9 protein-coding genes and 2 pseudogenes are annotated in these 16,878 nt (G+C 55.2%); 7 read left to right on the top strand and 4 right to left on the bottom strand.

Annotated features, from left to right (window positions below; genetic code table 11):
* Nucleotides 1–1,328 precede the first annotated feature (1,328 nt).
* The gene (locus RIV14_RS04985) at nt 1,329–1,628 is read right to left on the bottom strand and encodes a hypothetical protein (RefSeq protein ID WP_009233120.1); all 300 of its coding nucleotides are present in this window, start codon (nt 1,626–1,628) and stop codon (nt 1,329–1,331) included.
* Nucleotides 1,629–2,215: 587 nt separating this feature from the next.
* On the opposite strand from RIV14_RS04985, the gene RIV14_RS04990 reads away from it, so the two are divergent.
* Both RIV14_RS04990 and RIV14_RS04995 read left to right on the top strand, forming a co-directional pair.
* Entirely contained in the window at nt 2,216–3,211 is a 996-nt protein-coding gene (locus tag RIV14_RS04990) for a hypothetical protein (protein ID WP_075371515.1), read from the top strand.
* A gap of 1,988 nt (nt 3,212–5,199) precedes the next feature.
* Nucleotides 5,200–6,402 carry a hypothetical protein gene (locus tag RIV14_RS04995; protein ID WP_309324965.1) on the top strand — a complete coding sequence of 401 codons (1,203 nt, stop codon included), beginning with the start codon at nt 5,200–5,202 and terminating at the stop codon, nt 6,400–6,402.
* On the opposite strand, the pseudogene RIV14_RS05000 reads toward RIV14_RS04995, so the two are convergent.
* Nucleotides 6,399–7,336 (bottom strand): annotated as a pseudogene (locus RIV14_RS05000) (integrase core domain-containing protein). The gene RIV14_RS04995 and the pseudogene RIV14_RS05000 sit on opposite strands and share 4 nt — an antisense overlap.
* 398 nt (nt 7,337–7,734) lie before the next feature.
* Between RIV14_RS05000 and RIV14_RS05005 the strand changes: the two are divergent.
* Nucleotides 7,735–8,517 carry a hypothetical protein gene (locus RIV14_RS05005; protein ID WP_143224163.1) on the top strand — a complete coding sequence of 261 codons (783 nt, stop codon included), beginning with the start codon at nt 7,735–7,737 and terminating at the stop codon, nt 8,515–8,517.
* Between the two features lie 229 nt (nt 8,518–8,746).
* The gene (locus RIV14_RS05010) at nt 8,747–10,222 is read left to right on the top strand and encodes a serine/threonine-protein kinase (RefSeq protein ID WP_075371516.1); all 1,476 of its coding nucleotides are present in this window, start codon (nt 8,747–8,749) and stop codon (nt 10,220–10,222) included.
* A gap of 126 nt (nt 10,223–10,348) precedes the next feature.
* On the opposite strand, the gene RIV14_RS05015 is transcribed toward RIV14_RS05010, so the two are convergent.
* Both RIV14_RS05015 and RIV14_RS05020 read right to left on the bottom strand, forming a co-directional pair.
* A complete protein-coding gene (locus RIV14_RS05015; RefSeq protein ID WP_143224164.1) occupies nt 10,349–11,071 on the bottom strand; it encodes a hypothetical protein in 723 nt (240 codons plus the stop codon).
* A 73-nt stretch (nt 11,072–11,144) separates the two neighbouring features.
* Nucleotides 11,145–12,287 carry a helix-turn-helix transcriptional regulator gene (locus RIV14_RS05020; protein ID WP_143224165.1) on the bottom strand — a complete coding sequence of 381 codons (1,143 nt, stop codon included), beginning with the start codon at nt 12,285–12,287 and terminating at the stop codon, nt 11,145–11,147.
* A 230-nt stretch (nt 12,288–12,517) separates the two neighbouring features.
* On the opposite strand from RIV14_RS05020, the pseudogene RIV14_RS05025 reads away from it, so the two are divergent.
* From RIV14_RS05025 to RIV14_RS05035, 3 genes and pseudogenes are all read left to right on the top strand, one after another.
* A pseudogene (locus RIV14_RS05025) lies at nt 12,518–13,672 on the top strand (hypothetical protein).
* A 138-nt stretch (nt 13,673–13,810) separates the two neighbouring features.
* On the top strand, nt 13,811–14,053 hold the full coding sequence (locus RIV14_RS05030) for a helix-turn-helix domain-containing protein (RefSeq protein ID WP_178387801.1): 243 nt from the start codon (nt 13,811–13,813) through the stop codon (nt 14,051–14,053).
* Between the two features lie 1,130 nt (nt 14,054–15,183).
* Nucleotides 15,184–16,854: a hypothetical protein gene (locus RIV14_RS05035; protein ID WP_075371518.1), complete on the top strand. Its 1,671-nt coding sequence runs from the start codon at nt 15,184–15,186 to the stop codon at nt 16,852–16,854.
* The last annotated feature ends 24 nt before the right edge of the window (nt 16,855–16,878 follow it).

Consider the following 16,878-nt stretch of genomic DNA (forward strand, 5'->3'; position numbering starts at 1 on the left):
TTGCTCCGGGCGAGCCCGCTGCCAGCTATTTCGCGCGTCGGCAGCAAGTTGCCCTTATCCCATACATTCCACGAACACTCACATGTTACAAGGCTTCCCAATTCAGATTGCGAAGCGACGCGACACGCGCTGTTCTTGAGCCGTTTCTGTGGTGCCACCCCAGGAAACAAAATGGACACACGCGCCATTTAGTGGCCACGAAAGTCGGTGCTGTAGTTTTTGCAACAAGCGGGCGAAAACGATGCAGCATATGGATGAGGAATGGAGCCGAACGCTCACGGCTGCCGCACGTTCCAGACTCGTCAACGCGACCAGCCAGGGCGACCTGCGGACGTCTTGTCGTGCCGCGCACTCAGTCCGACGGGTGGGTAGTGCAGGCCGCCAGAGCCCGCTCAATCCCGACGCTCACGACTGCCGCTCGTCCGCCCGAGCCGGTCGCTGCTGCGTGCACCGCCTGGGACGCGGCCGCGGCGGGCGACGCGAGGGCGCGTGAGCCGGCCAGGTAGGACGGGCCATACCCTCTGCCGTGCCGTTGCTGTCACCACTGTCCGTCACGCCAGCTCTCGCATCAGGCGACACGCCGCCACCACTAGCGTTGTTGCCGCTGCTCTCGTCAGTGACACCGCCACCGCTGCTGGCACCACTCCCGCCATTGCTGGCGTCGCTCCCCCCACTGGCCCCGTCCCGCACCGCCTGCTCGTTGTCCTGCAGCACCTGGGCCATTGCTGCCTGCATGGCTCGGCCGGCCTCTTGACGCTGCTGGCTCAGCTCACTGCCCAAGGCCAGGGCGGCTGCCCAGGATGAGCTGGCCGGTGCGCCTGCTGCTCCAGCCGCTCTGGCCGCCTGGTGTGCGGAGCGCCAGCTGGCTGCGACCTCACCGGCCAGCTGACCAGCCTGGTAGCTGCTCGGCAGCGCGGCAGAGAGCGAGAGCGGCGGCTCGCCGACGGGCACCGGCTGGCTCGTCCCGCCAGGTAGTGCCTCCCGCCACACTGCCAATCCGTCACGCACCCCATGGCCGAACGCCCAGCCAATTGCGCCCACCACCGCCAGACCAATGAGGGCCAGGATCCCAACTATTACCGTCATGATGAAACCTCCGGAGATGAGAAGAAGAGAAAGAAATGAGAGAAGGAAAGAAGGTGCGAAGGTAGGAACTCACCACCGGGCGACCAGTGCGGGTATGTCTGCCGTCCGGTAGCTCAGGAGTGCTTCCGCACCACCTGTCACCTGCGGGCTCGCGCTATGAACGGCGCTCCTCATCGTGTTGACACGGCCCCAGTAGTGGCCTCACTGCACACAGAGCGAGCGCGCTCCACCGTCGTCCTTGGCTACAACTGCCCGATCCGTTGCCCAGCCCCCAGGGCATACCCCGTGATGATCGCTTCGTAGAACTGAGCACCGCCCGGGGCGATGCGGGTCTGGGCCTCGGCCTGGGTGACCAGCGTGGCGATATTGGTCAGTACCTGGGAGGTCAGGAAGGCCCGGGCCTGCTCGGCCTGGGCCGCTACTTCTGCCTGGGCGGCGACCTGCTCGATCTCCCGCCTGGTCACCCGGGCCTGGCCATTGCCCAGCACCACCCCCATCCGGGTGCGCTGGGGTGAGAAGAGACTGAGATTGGTAGAAGCCATGAGAGGAGTCCTTTCGAGAAGAGAAGAGAGAAGACGGCCAGCCGGGCTGGTCATCTCGTGCCGACGGCCCGTGCTACCGCTCTGGGGAGAGCGGGCCATACCACCTGCCACGAGCCGCGCCAGACCAGCGTTTTCTGCCGGTCTGGCCCTGGGCTCGTGGCGTTGGTGAGAACGGTAGGCAGGCCGCGCCGCAGTGCCGTCAAAGTTGGAAGAAAGTTGGAAAAGCGGGCTTCACGCGCCGCCACTGATACGGACAGGCCGCTACGAGCCAGCCCTACTGCGGTCGGTAGTGCGGCGACGGCGGCAAGGAGCCAGTCCGCCAAGCCAGGCACAGACACCTCGCCTCTGTTCTTCGGCTCCCCGGCTCTATCTCCTGGTTTGTTCTGGCCGCTCGGTCTAGGCTGGATTGCGGCCCGTCCCGTCTGCCGACGCCCAAGTCGCCGCTCTCGGCAGGCCCGTCGCAGCAGGCGTCTCAGCCAGCACCGGTACTGGCACCTCGGTCACCTCGTCGCTGCCCTGCCCCAGCGACGTCATCTCTGCCCATCCTCTCGCCACGTCCTGCCCCTACTCCCCCAGGAGGCTTGCTCATGTCCCGCGCTCGTCTCGATGCCGATGATGCAGCTTCATTGCTGCGTGAGCTGGCATGGTTGCGTAAGCGCGGTGGGTTTACGGCGGCGCGGCTGGTACGCGCCCCGATCGTCGATGAGGTGCTCCGGGGCAGTTTGGAGGACTCCTTTGAGCGGCTACGCCATCGCTTCGTCTCGGCCATCCACAGCCTGAGTGAGAGCGGGAGTGAGCAGGACGAGCCGCTGGTGGGTGTGCTGCTGGCGGCCTTTGCGCTTAGTCCTGAGACGGTGGGTAGTGGCAGCTTGCTGGAGCGGCGGCGGGCGATGGCGAGCCGCTTGGGGTGCAGCATGGAGACGATCGCCTCGCGGGAGGACGTCGGGCTGCGCCTGCTGCACAGTCGCCTGGTGGCCGGGCGCTATGCTCAGGCACCCTTGGTGCTGGATGTGCCGGAGATGCACGGTGGGATTGTCTATGAGGAGACCACCACGCTCATCGTGGTCGAGCACCGTCAGTGGCGCGGCACGGTGGAGCACTACCGGCTGGCCAACATGGCTGGCGAGCTGGACTTCGTCACCATCTCCCGCTCCTACCCAGCTCATGTCACGGCGCAGCCGGGCGGGGAGTTCAGCGTCAACAGCCGTCCCGTCGAAGGGGCTGGGTGGAATGACCACTTCTGGCACATCGATCCGGCCACCGGCAAGCGCACGCCGATGCACGACGCGACGCGCTACGACCTCGCCTTCCGAGCCGAGCCGGTGCCAGGAGAGGCGCCCACCACGCCGATCTCCTTGGCCAGCCGGGCCTTCCACGCCCGCTCACTGCTGGCCACCATCCAGGTGCGCTTCGTCGGGGAGGTGCCGTCCAGCATCTGGCAGTTCACCGGGGCAAGCCCCTTTGCCCGCCCCCAGGCAGCCAACCAGTACAACCGCACCAGCCTGGACGCCCAGCAGCGCGCTACCCTCACCCAGCGCGACGTGCACGGCGGGCTGTTTGGTGGGTTTGGGTGGGAGTGGTGAGGAGAGCATTCACGAGGTTGCGCCCCATCTTCATCGTTACCATTGCGTGACAATCGGTTGTGCACTCCTACAACGCGAAGTACCTCAAAACTGCCGATGACCTGCGAAGTTGCGACATCACCAGCCCCTTCCGCCTGATAATGTCACAGACTCAGTGTGGCCTACTGTTTCTACCGACCCACAGCGGTATATTGTCTGCATCACCCCCAAGGTTCACACATAGCCGCGGCAGAACGGCGTTGAACGCTACGCCGCATCGGGGCACCATCCATCAGCAGTAGCGCAAAGGCGGAAGGATATGGGCACCAAGGTCACCACACACCAGACAGGGGCACTGCTTGCCTACTGGAGGCTCTTGACCGCCATACTCCGCTTCCGCCGAATGCCTACTATAACCACGTCAGCCTGCACTACAAGGCCACAGTCGCTGCCATTTGATCATCGTCGCAAAAGCATCGATTGCAGAGTGATTTGGCAGGACGACATAAATACCGCTCCACGGCGTTGGGGGATGAAGGTGTTACCTATCCCTTAATTTATCGCCTGAGTTGATTAATCGTTCGGCAAACATAGCCAATCTATGGTATGATAGATGGGTTATGTGTGAACGATTTCCTCAACAATCAAGCCAGTTTGGCTCCACTGGCGAAACACATCCTTCGAGCCAAGAAGTAAGTACGTACACTTTGCGTGAACGTGTAAAACACACTATTGGAGCACTAGCTTCACGAATAACGGGATCAAAAGTTATGTCACTTTTTACCGAGGCTCGCGAGCGTAGAACAGCACAAAAGTTAGAGAAATATCGGAAAGCAACCGAACCTAATCGCTATTGGGCTATAGGACGAGTAGCCCACGATGTGGCATATGGGCTTTCAAATAGTAGCTCAGACTTGGTTGTCAACGTGCCATCCGTGTACCCCATATCACCAGCATTACTAGACGATCATCGTCAGGTGCTGAAGGAAATGAATGATCCGGGATACCATGACCGGATACAAAGAATGCTTGACGCGATTGACGACAACGATGAGTCTCAATCCGAAGAGGTGACTCCACTAGCAAGTTAGAACCATCGCCAAGGAAGCCTCTCCTTCATTAGCGCCCCTAAACTCGCATTCGAAGGGGCGCTATTGTTTTATCATTCTAAAACAACAAACAAAACGATTTCTGGATCCACGAGCAAGTTTGCGAGAATTGCAGCACAACCAATGGACTCTATTTCTTTGCAGATACTTACCTCCGACCTTCTAGGAGAAGGTAAGGATACCATAAAATCTTGCCTTTACTATCACTACCTCTACGAGCAAAGGTCGTGGATACGTCGCCAAATTGAGACCATCGAATTTGAAAGCGAAAGGACAGCGAAACGCTCTCTAGCTATGGATATTGATTACTCCACAGTTAATCAAATTCGCCTACGCTACGATCAAGTCGGTAGGATATGTTATCTCCCTTGCATAAAATTCTTCGCTAAAACGCCTACACTTAATGCCAGTGCATCTAGTACCGGAAGCCACCATATCACCATTGCTCGTCGGCATGAGAACAGTATCCTTGGCGCAGCAATCCTCGTCGGGCGCCTTCTGCATGGCATTTCGGAATACGAGGTAGACTTTAATGAAGCCAGACTATGGGTACCCAAGTTGCTTGACTGGCTCGTAGAATCTATGCAGAAACATGAGTTCGAAAGTAATATAGATCCAACCCGTCTCCAGTTATCTATAGCATTACAACTTCCGACCGAGATCCACAAAAAAATAGTTGCACAACCTGGTTCTAAATTACTTTCTAATCTTACTCAATCATATATCCGATCACTAAGCACGTTTCCCTTATTTGTGGCAATACCCTGTTGTGAGGATGAATCAAACTCTACTACCACTACTCGGTACAGAAAAACAGTTTGCAACACTGTCGAAACCATTACACTCACTCGACATGATCGCCTCAAAGGAGGAGACAACTCACATCGAAAGATCTGGCAAATGTCAAATCTGTTTACTGGGACAGAGTATATGCTCGCCCTGCCACAATTTGGCCTTGAGGACGAAGGAACTCACGCTCGAATTATCTGTCCCAAGGGTATGGTCGTGGATAGTATAGCAATATTCTCAGGCGAAAATAACTTTCCGATTTATCGGTCATCAATTGAAAATAATCCGTCAAAATACTGGTCAACACACTACGGTTACGTGAAACATGATGACAAGCTCAGGCAAAAGAGCGGTAAAGGATCACTGATCAATCTGAATGAAACAACTCCGAAATTGGAAGTCCTCTATAACCGGAGGAATGTTGATCTACGCGATTGTGGCTTACCCGCAACCTGGCCCGTTGGCAGTGAAGCCATGTCAGCAAGTGGAGACAAGGGAGCCTCAACCTCTTGGCAAGTACGCCTTAGTATGAGTAGTAGACGGTCACGATTTTTGGTGCCGACATTAGGTTTGCTAATATGTAGCATATATGCTCTCACTGTCAATATACTTAAGGCACAGGAATCCGACCACGGGATTAGTTTATCATCCGTCAGCACCCTCGGATTACCTCTGCTGCTTGGTTTCTTGGTGGTTGGTGAAGAGCACCTCGTTCTGTCTCAAGCACTATTTAGAGTACGCAAAGCGGTCGCCACAGCGACTATTATGTTTGTTATCACGGCGTGTACTCTGGCAGTAGCGGGAAGAAATCATTACTCGATTGTACTGTATATCGCCGCAATGCTTTTCGGGTTGAACGCAGTATTCCACACATTCATCCAAATTGTGAGAATCGGATACTTTAGAGCGGATGCATTCGAAGAAGCACGCATGCGACTAGCCGACAACTATCACGAGCTCATTGACGACGAACTAGCAAAAATAGATGAGACTGAACCTGACCCAAGCAAGCGAATCAAATTGAAAAAGCGAGTTATACGCCGAGCGAAATGGGGAACATTTGATGCCGCAATCTTTAACGGCAAGAATCGCACCTACATCCTTAAAGACATCCACTCAGAAATTCTGCCAAGATGGGCCCTCAAACTCTATCCTACGACACGACGGAAACTATTGTTGGAACTCCTGTTCTTGTTAGCGCTCGTTAAAGCCACTGCTATTACGTACCCGTTTGTTATTCAGTTCCTAGGCATAGTCGGTAAGGCGCTTTGGCCGATAGTTAGACAGGTACTTTCTTGGCTGTCATTAATCTAGGTGTACTGATCGGGGAGGTTGGTTAGGCGGGTGATGGGTGGGTTGCCTTGGGTGGCGGTGTGGGGTCGGTGGTGATTGTAGAGGTGCAGCCATGCGGGTAGGGCCTGGCGGCGTTGGGTCTCGCAGGTGTAGTGGCGGGCGTAGGCCCAGCCGTCGGCCAGGGTGCGGTGGAAGCGCTCGATCTTGCCGTTGGCCTGGGAGCGGTAGGCAGAACCGTTGTCGGACAGGACTCGCTCCACCTTGACTCCTCGGGCGCTGAACCATGACACCGCGCGCTGGAGCACTCCGACGGCGGTATCGGCCTTCTCATCGTCGTGGATCTCGCTGTAGACCACGCGGGAGTAGTCATCAATGACCGAGTGCACGCAGGCGTAGCCCATCACCGGTCTGCGGCTGGCCGGGCTACGGGCCTTGCCGGGGGTGGAGGCGCGGTTGCGCGCGCCCTGGCGCGCACCGACGTAGCGCCATCCACCACCGTCGGGGATGTTGCCGATCTTCTTGACGTCGACGTGGACAAGGGAGTGGACAAGGGATCCGGGGTAGGGGTGCTCGTAGCGGCGCACGACCTGACCGGTGGCCCGGTCGGTGTACGACAGGCGGTTGAGGTGGGCGGCCCGCAGGATGCGGTGGACGGTCGAGGCCGCGACCCCGGTGCGGGCAGCGAGCTGGACGGGGCCCTCACGCAGGCGCATGCGCAGCGAGACGATCCGTTTGACCACTGCCTTGGGTGTGCGGTGAGGGCACGAGCGTGGGCGGCTGGAGCGGGTCGGTCATGGGCTGGGCCGGCCCTGTACCTGTCGGCCCAGCGCTTGACGGTGGGCCATGAGCACTGGAACCGGGCAGCAACCTCGCTGACGGGCCAGCCCTCCTCAACCACCAGGCGGGCGACCTTCAGACGAGCACGCGGGGTCAGGGCTGCGTTAGCGTGGGACATGAGGAGAGCACCTTTCGTGTCTGGCTGACGGGGAACTGCAACACCCCCACTCAACCAGCCCAAGGCGCTCTCCTCACCTCAAAGACTCAGATCACACCCCCTCAACCAACCCTCCCGATCAGTACATCTAGGGGACATCGCTAGTCCTCGAATCGCAGTGACAGACCAACTGAGCAAACTGATAGGAACTCAACGTGATGACGAGTACAGTCATGATTGTGGGTTTCGATTCGGTGCGGAACTCCTTTAAAGATGAGACCTCGTCCGACAGGAGCATTCACTAGATTCACAAGAATAGTTCCGCCACAATGATAATGTCACCAAACACCCAGATTCCCGTTTCGTTGTTCATCTGATCAACGAGCTCATTTTAGAGTATTACATCAGAGGAGTAAACTGTGAACATCGATCTCCCAAAAATTTCTACGATTCCTGTAATAAACAGGGTCGTCTGGATTGCTATAATTGGAGTCATTTGTGTTCTGGTCTCATTTCTACTGCTCACAGTATTCTCTTATCTGTGGGGAAAAAGGCGAGAAAATCTAGGTAGGCTTCCAGACGATCTAAAGCGCAGCGTTCAGAGCGAACTAATTGAAGCCGTTTATATCGCGTCACAACAAAAGCATACCATAGTCAAACTATCCGGATTCTGGAAACCTAAAGACTACAATACTTCGCAAAGATACGTTATCCTCAAAGATTTGCTCGACAAGCAATTATTTTTCAAAGCTTACGATCCGGACAGAATAGGCTGGTTTCTCCAGTTCTTATCCTGGGATGTGTTCAAGCGTCCGCCAACAAAGGTTTATCTTAGCGAACAACAGTGGCAAAAACTGTCTTCTGGCGCTAGTATCATCAATGGAGATGTGCAGATAGTTAATAATCCAACTGGAACAATCCAGATAGCCGGACGTGGTGCTATGCAGACTCAGATGAATACGGGATTGAATAGTCAGGACATCTTTAGGCTCATCGATGCTCTTCGTCAGGATTGCCGATCATTGCAATCAGACCCCCGGTGGAAAGAGAAAGTGGAGGAAGCGCAGTCTCTAGCAGACCATCTGGAATCGGATGCAAATGCCGGCCGATGGAAGCAAGCACAGAAAACAGCCAAGACGGCACTGGAGTTCGCGGCCAATCTAACCACAGTCTTCGCAAATACTGCGCAATTCCTTAACTGACCACAGAAGCAGTAATGTCGGATGTTTCGCTATCTGCACTGGCACGCTCAAGTGCGACCCCAGTCCCCCGATGTCACATAGTTGCTGCCCATGGGCGCGCCTCTCGATGATCAGGGGTAGTAGTTAACACACAGCCGCAAACCGATACGTTCCACCATCTGGTAGGTATTGTGCGACACATGCAGTACCTGTGTGGAACCGTCAATCACTGTTCAGGTAACATTCAGCCATGGTGACGGTGAAGCTTGAGCAGCACGTTTGGGAAGTCGGCGACAAACTCGGCGCTGGTGGGTATGGATCGGTGCGAGAGGCGTGGAGGGACGGCGTCGAGCGCGCAGTGGCGAAGTTCGTCTCGATCAAGCCTGGCGCTCAGCGCGAGCTCCTGATCGGAGCCTCAACGAACTTGCCCCATGTGGTGCCCGTACTGGACAGTGGTGAGCATGAGGGCATGTACGTCCTGATCATGCCGCGCGCTGAGTATTCTCTCCGCCAGTACATTACGGACAATGTTCTGAGCCTCGAGGAGAAGATTGCCATCCTCTCTGATGTTGCGCACGGGCTGAAAGAGATTCAACAAGCAGACCTGGTTCATCGTGACCTGAAGCCAGATAATGTGCTCTACACGGACGGTGTCTGGCAACTATGCGACTTTGGCATCGCCCGCTATCGAGACGCCTCAACATCTGTTGCAACGCGTAAGTTTAGCTTCACCGCGCCGTACGCTTCCCCTGAGCAGTGGCGGAATGAACGGGCAACGCCATCCACCGACATATATGCCTTTGGGGTGATGGCCTACGAACTCCTAGAAGGCCACCTGCCGTTCCAGGGACAGACCGCCGAAGCGCTACGAGAGCAGCACCTTCACACCACTCCACCGGATATGAGCATCGAGGTGCCGCGACTACAGGTCATGGTCGAACAGTGCCTCTACAAAGCGGCCGAAGCACGCCCCACCGCCGATTGGGTTCTGCAGCAACTCGCCCACGCCGCAGACGCTCCTGCAAGTCCTGGCGTACAACAGCTACAGCAAGTCTCGCAACAGTATTCGGCACTGCGTTCGCAAGCGTTCGCCGAAGATGAGCAGCGCAAGACGTTGTTGGAACGGCGCAAAGAACTATTCCAATACGCATGCCAGTCATTCGAGCATCTCCGCGCGACGGTACAGAACACGATCGTCGATAACGCACCTCTCGCAAAGACTGAGCAACGGGACGAGCAGACGAATCTTGGTGACAAGATCACGATCTCAAGCGTGACGTTGGCCGCGGCGCGTCTCGAGTTTGTGGGCCCGCGAATAATCCAGCCGGAGCGATGGAACGGGCCATTTGAGGTGATCGCTTGTGCCAGTATCGAACTGCAGCAAATCTCGACTCACAATGACTATCCTGGCCGTTCACATTCCCTATGGTACTGCGATGCGCTGCAGGAGGGACGGTTTGAATGGTTTGAACTTGCGTTTATGAATTGGCGTAACCATCAACGAATGGTGCCATACGCCGCACAGCCAGAGGAGATCTCGATTGCGTTCGAGGGAATGTTTGGCAGCACGCAACTTGCTTGGCCCCTCGAGCAGCTTGACCGAGCAGACCCGCAAGAGTTTGTTGACCGCTGGATTGGCTGGTTTGCGGAGGCGAGTGACTCCAAGCTGTTTAGGCCATCGACCATGCCCGAGAAGCCTGTTAAGCGCAATTGGCGGGGAGCCTAAATCCTGGCAGGTTGGTGTCATAACCAACGAAGTTGCCAGCCCACGCTCTACACAACGCAAGGAGTTCCTTTAACCTCCCAGCGTCCAGTATACGTTAAAAAGTTGATCCTCTTGTTTCGAGTGTGATTAACCACGAACGACTGTTACAATGAGGCCAACAATCGTGATAGCAAGAGTCCACGCTCCGATACAGATTGTCCAAGCGGACGCCTTTCCTGCACTTTTGTTGCTCTCATCGATTCTCCGATCCACACTTTCCATTTTCTGGTTGAGTTGTTGTAGATTAGCGGCCATCGTCTGCAGTACATCCAACTGGGCAGCAGCCATTTCGACCTGCCTCTCGGCCCGCTCATCGCGCTCCTGAACAGCGTCTGCGATGCCATCTAGTGCCACCTCAAAGTTATGCCTATGTTGAAACTCAATAGGTGGTGAAACGATGGCCGACTTTGGGGACACTGATGCATCGTCTCTATAAATTTTTGGAATTATATCTGTCACCAGAGACGCTGATTCAACGATTTTCTTGAATGATTCGGTTTGTGTGGTTACTTTAGGATCAAAACTTACTGGCACTCTAATTCGTGAAATTTGCTCTGCCACACGTTTATTGAGTGCTTGCATAGCAGGCTTCAGGGCATCAGCAAGTTTCTTGCTTTGTCTCAACGCTTCTTCATGTTGAGGATGAGATTCGTCATTGATTGCTTCTTGCATCTCTCGCAATGCCATTCGAACACCATCACCCCTTTCCACTTCTATGGCATCCATCGTCGAATCGACGGATTCACCGTCTTCGCGAGAGGCTTCATTGTCCGTCTCGCCATCACCCAGTGGGGTTGTTTCTTTGCTCACGTCATTCATTTTTACTACTAATTTCTTAGTAACGATGCTTGTATTGCTCAGTTTACTACGTCCTGCGTCAACCTCAGTTCTGCGGTTTCTCTGTTCTCAAATACGCCAAAATAGCCGCATCACGACGTGCCTGCCGTTCTTTATCTTCAGATACCTCTAGGTCATGCTTTAGTTGCCCATGAAGTTGGTGCTCCGCCAAGCGCAACCGCTCCGGATAGTCACTGGGCGACGCATAGAACCTGCCGTTTCCAAGCAACTTCTCGGCCGAGCGAGCACTGACACCCATTGCTTCACCCACTTCGGCAACAGACATGCCTGATGATTGAAGCGACAACGCGGTGCGGCACCGCTCGACTATCTGAGAGGCGTTAGTAGCATTGCGGGTGCTTTTGATTCCATGTTTCTTTGCTATCTTCGAGACCGTTGGCGGGCTGACGCCCAAAGCTCTAGCCGTGGCCGTATAGCTCATGCCTGCACGAACTCTTTCCACAACATCCGCCTCGAACTGCTGTCGTTCCAAGGCTCGTTTTGCTGCCTTCTCTTCGTAGCGCATGCTGCGAATTTCGGCCAGCGCCCAGTCGACAACCAAGGGCGAAGGCCCCTCAGCTGCTCCCTCTAAGGGTACGTGTGGAATGAGATGATGGTTATCGACGAGATGACGATGAACCTTGTGAGACAGATGGAAGTAAGATTTTTCAAGGTCATCGCGTATATCTTGCGGGGCATTCTTCCACCATGAGACAAGTTCTTGGATAATGAGATCCACCGGAATGTGATTTTTAACCTCTTGAACCGTCGGAAGCGCTACCCAGGAGTTTAGATCAAATCCTCGACATCCTTTATATGCGTCTGTCCAAAATATTCCAGGAAGTAGACACTTCTTCCCTAGCATTTGCCAGTATCGTGCTATGGAATATACTTTTGGCGCAGCACCGGCGTTCACATATCCCGCCTTCCTACCATTAAGCTCTAGCCGCACCGCGCAGGGGTCAAACGGATTATCGGGTTCAGGTAGCGCCTCGAATGCGACAGGCCGTTTCCCAAATGTTTTAAGACTTCTTCGGGAACCAATTATTGGCGTGTATGCGGCTTTGCAGTAGCCTGCACCCGAGACGCGGCGCCAGTAGTAAGGAATCGAATTATAATCGGGAGGCCCTTCGGTCAATACAAAAGGAACGTTGAGATCAATCGGACAGTAGTATCCATCATCGTTCAACTGTTTTACAACTCCTCGTTTGACAGATAGATCGGCTATTGCCAACTGTGTTGGCGATTTACGTTAGCGCTTTGCTTGTAGGAGCGATGAGCATCTTCTCGACTTCAGAGCACCCTTCTCACGCTTCCAAGTCAGTATAACTTGTCCAGTATCCAGGAAGTCCAACCTAAAGGAAATTATGTTCCAGTATATTTTATCCGGATTATAAAAGTGCTAAAATTAATAATGTAATGTCCGATAGCATTCCTTCTCTCCACCACCGCCTCCGTCGGCTCAAAGCTGCCTTGCTGGCCGTCTCCCTGACGCTTGCCGGCATCCTCCTCATGATGCTCAACGCCTGGCTGTCCCCACTACAGTTGAGAAGTTGGCAGTGGCTGCATGCCCTGCCGCTGGGCGAGCTGGGTGGGACGCTGTTTGGTGCAGGGCTGCTGTCGACGTTCTTCGAGTACACCTTCCGGCGCGATCAAGAGGCGCATACGCTGGCCCGCTTCCGCCAGATCATCCGCGAGGAGGCTCCGGCAATGCGTGATGCGGTGGTGGAGGGCTTCGCCATCCACCCTGAGGACTTGAAGCGTGTGGCCACGCCGGAGCTGCTGGACGACATCGCAGCCAACGTGATGGCCCTACGCCTGGACGACGAGCAGTTCGCCCGCGAGATCTACCGCGACATCCGCGACCAAGCCATCCGCGCCGCCGAGCGGTGATACGACGTGGCAGTGCGCGTTCGGCTCTCTACTGCAGTAGAGAGGAGTACCGCAGGTACTCCTCTGCTGGACGTCACCGTGGAGTGGGAGTACACCACCGTGCCCAGCAGTGCTACCCGGCGCTTCGCGTGTGTGTCCGACCAGGCTGAGTACAACGAGCTGCGCCAGGACGTCCCAGCCACTTCCACGTGGTTCATGGCACCGCGCCCTGGCATGGACGCTCGCAGTCGGGAGGCATACGAACTGCTGGAGCTGACCGTCGATGGCCGGCCACAGCCGATCCGCCGCAGTACCCGTGCTACCGGCCAGACCTACAGCGTCGACCTGGACGAAGAAGCCAGGAGCGGTGAGCCAGTCCGTATCCGCCAGGTTTTCCGCACCATCACCCCGCAGTGGAGTCACCGGCTGTACTTCGCCGTCGCGCAGCCGACACGGGGCTGGTCACTGCGCCTGGACTACACAGACACCAATATTGCTGAAGTCCAGGTCAGTGACACCATCTCGCCGACACCACCCGCTCGTATCACTCGCTCACCTGAAGCAGTACCGGGCAAGGTCATCGCAGTCGAGGCCTCTAGCTGGCTCCTCCCCCGGTCTGGCGTGGCCTTCACTTGGGCAACCAACGACGAGCTGCCCCAGACCAAGCAGCCTGAGGCAGTCGCCTCCTCGAGAGAGGGATAGTTGCTAGGGATAGTCAGCTTCCACCGTCCATCAGGCTCACCTCCTTACCTACTCGACCGCCACGGACAGACACAGGATACATCGTCCTGAGATACATAGTCTCTGGATTGGGAGTCTTCGGCCGGTTGAGATGGAGCCGTGCCCACAGACCGCAAGCCGCCGCTCTCACCAGCCACTGGTGAGTTCGGTCGGCGTGTGCGCGCCCGCCGCGAGCAGTTGGGTCTGTCGCAGGAGAAGCTGGCCGAGCGCACCACCCTGCACTGGTCGTACATCGGCCAGGTCGAACGCGGCCAACGCAACCTCAGCCTCCACAACATCCTCCGCATCGCCACCGCCCTCGACACCGACGCCGGTGGGTTGGTGAGTGGGTTGGAGGTGTAGGGAGAAGGACGGGACGCTTCCCCCAAGGTACGGCGGATGACGATGGATGTGCCTCGCACCGTTACTAGAGTGCGACCTATGTCAGCCGCGGAGGCGCAGGGATGTCACCACCAGGCAACGTACGATGATGGGGTCGCCGTATGAGATCAGACAGACGCGATGACGCCAGGCTGGTCAGCGACGGCAACTCTTCCCACGCAGGCCACCAGCACCACCACTGGTCTGTGCTCCCCCAAAGCAGACAGGACGGTCATGCTGAATACAGCCGCCAACTGGGCCACGATTGTCAGCACGATCTTTGGACTATCATCCATCTACTATGGAATATGGAGAGCTGTAAAAGGATATTTCTCACCAAAAGGGCTACGTCTTCTCCTTGAACCAACGACGGACAATGAAGGCTTTTGTGTTCATGTCACCAACTTCGGGTCTATCGACCACCACATCGCCACAATCGGCTCCATGCCAGCAAGAATACGGCCGCTGCGATCTATACTTACTAAACGCTTTAGTTCAAAAAGAAATCTAAGAGAGTCACTATCTACCCGCACTGCATCGGCTGTAGTCAATAAAAACTGCGAACCTGGCCGAAATCTATACTTCGTCGTTCCACAGCCACTTCCATCGTGCAACAGACTTCCTGCCTACAAACTTGAAGGTCAAGATGCAATCAGGAAAAGATACTATGAATGGGTGGACAAGAGCAGGCCAGGCGGGCCATTACCGCTCGTACCATATGCTCTCCTCGGCGATGGGAGTGTCGTGCTCGGCAAGAAAACACGGATCAACCGCAGAAAACAGCTCTTGACCGTAGAGCCAGTTTGCAAATGCAGTCATAACATCACACAACACGTCGCACATCAACGCAAACGTCTCGCACCGACGATGACGACTTATCGGCACTGCGAAAAGTGCTGGTGCCTCTGGTTCAGGCAGTCAGACAAACAGTCGGACGCGAACAAGATCGTTTCCAGCACAACAGCCCTGAAGACCGCTACACTTCCTCACGAATCTCGCATAATAGAAGAATCAGTAATTGGCGAAGCAGTTGAAGATATTGCAAAGACAGACAGTCCTCCCGCACACAACGCGCCATCCGGGCAAAGCGCAACTGATTTAAAGGAATCACGATGACAAAGCACAGCGAACTGGACGACGACGAACGTGAACAGATACGGGATCGGCTCAAGCAAGAGCGGATGATCGAATCCGCTTTCATCAATGGCGATGGCCCGTGGACAGTCGTGTACGACTACTGGCACCTCGACAATGATAACAACGGCGGTCGCTACATGGCGTTTGCTCAGTCAAGAATGCGCAACAAAATTCTTTCAGACGCTGGCTGGGACTTCACGAGGGGCGACGGAATTCCTGGATTTTCAACTAGCGGAGATGAAATCTCGTATACGAGAAGCAATAAACTGCCAGACTTCGAACCATTGATTATCTTTCACCAATTTCACGGCGTTGTACCAGACGCTTGGATAGTGTCCGAAGAATTCAGACTCCTGATGAACCTGTGGCAGGATCCAAAGTCCGGCAATTACTACGAAGTCAAAAATGACGGATCAAAAAATCTTGCTATCAGATTTCAGGAAGAAAGAATAGAAGTACGGACACCCATACTAAAGCGCTACATGGCTGCGCGGCAACTCGACGCAGTTCTATTCGTCGATTCCGTTACTTTCATGCCATGCAACGAAAACTCAACTAAGTTCTCCGATCTCGAGTTTGAGCACTACAGCAACATCGACCTACTTTTTGCCTCGTTGAATGTTGGTCAGATGTCAGGAGAAGAGAGACGAGTCTTCTCTCGAGTGTTAGCAAAACGAATTATTCCCGCTCCGCCCCAAGACACCTGCGGAATCTGGCCCTGGGACAAGGCCGATCCGGCGGACTACCCAGAGTTCATCATTGGCGAAGACGAGTACGGCAAGCCAGTCAAGTACACATGCGATCCAGATTGTCTTGCCAACTACTTCGGCAAAAATCCAGACGCACCTCATTACCTCACGCCAGTGTTCTTCAAACCGGAGGTGCTCCAGCGATACTATGACGATTCCGAGCTGTACACGGTGAGTGACGGGTACCTATCGTGTTCCCAGCTGTGGGGCGTTAAAATAGACAACGAGTTATTTGACATCATATCGGTGTTTCTTGGAGACATTGGACGAGATATCCCATCAGAGCACTGGACTCATTGGCTTGCCTATAATGTTCCTCCGACACAGAAAATGAGTGAAGTAGCTATTCGTCGGGCATTCCTTAACCAGCCAACCAACAGCAAAAACCCAGAACACTGCTTTAAACTGGCGTACAACCAGCTACAGAGTTCTTGGGACGAGCACTGGGGATGGCGGCTCCATCGCAAAGCAGAGGGGCCGGACGCTGGCGTACTTCAGCGCCTGCGTATCCCCGTCAATGACACCGATGCAGAACTTCGCACGCAGTCGATAAACCTTGCACTCGTCTTGGTAGATTGTCTCAACGAGAAAAAGTTGGCCTCGTACCTTTCGGACACGAAGAACGATAAAGGGATCGCGAAACTCAGAAAATTCCTCGAGGCTCAGTCATACCAACATACCGAACGCGACGTCCGTCTTCTGCAAAGAATCCAGAGGATGCGTTCCCGCATTGCGGCACATTCGTCAGGCAGCAGTGGACAGGCCTATCTCGAGGAAGAACTCGGGAAGGACACTCCGCAGGAGTACATCGCACGCCTCATGACCGAAGGAACGCAAATGCTGGACGACCTCAGGGCGTTTGCGGAGAAGCGACCGTTGCAAGATTCAGACTCATAACCATCGAATTTATCTTCTTTGGAA

Origin of the sequence: Actinomyces acetigenes, assembly GCF_031296635.1 — a bacterium.
GTDB lineage: Bacteria > Actinomycetota > Actinomycetes > Actinomycetales > Actinomycetaceae > Actinomyces > Actinomyces acetigenes.